The 610-nt window shown below is 46.6% G+C and carries 1 protein-coding gene; it reads right to left on the bottom strand.

Translation table 11 applies throughout. The features are described 5' to 3' along the window. On the bottom strand, positions 1–610 hold a 610-nt coding region (locus tag ASC50_RS03220), incomplete at both ends, for a uroporphyrinogen decarboxylase family protein (protein WP_304518314.1).

Below are 610 nucleotides of genomic sequence, written 5' to 3' on the forward strand. Positions count from 1 at the left end.
TTGTTGGCACGATGTACCACATCAATCACCCGCTTGTGTTGCGGGAGAATAAACCGGCGGATAGTATCGGGTTCGAGCATGGTTGCCGTTTTATATCCCAGGTCGTCGCCCATGCGGTGGAAAGCGAAAATGTCGCCGTATTCTTTGACCATCTTTTCCCACAAGACGACAAAAATATCGCCTATTTTGTTAAACAAGTCGGTAAACAAATCCGGGTCAAGATATTGCATGATGCAAAGCGGCTCATAACCGACCAAGTCTTGTGCCGATTCAAAAATACCATAGCCGCATCCGCCGTAAGCCTTCATTCCTGCCGGCAGGACTTTACGAATAGCTTCCAAACGCGGTGTGTAGGTTTCCCAGAAAATACGGGGAATATCGTCGAACGGGTATTTTTCAAAATCTTCGCGCGTTTGAATGGGACCCAACATTCCGCCCAAAATGGCGCCATGTCCGGGGATAATCTCACAAATAGCGGCTTCGTAAGCGAAAGCATCGTAACCATTATCCGTCCAAAAATGGATGGTTTTACGGAAATAATCTTCCAATTCTGCGGGAGTGTTGGAAACAATTTCCAATTTTTCGCCGATACATTTCGAGATAAACGGTG

This window comes from Candidatus Symbiothrix dinenymphae, from assembly GCF_001431085.1.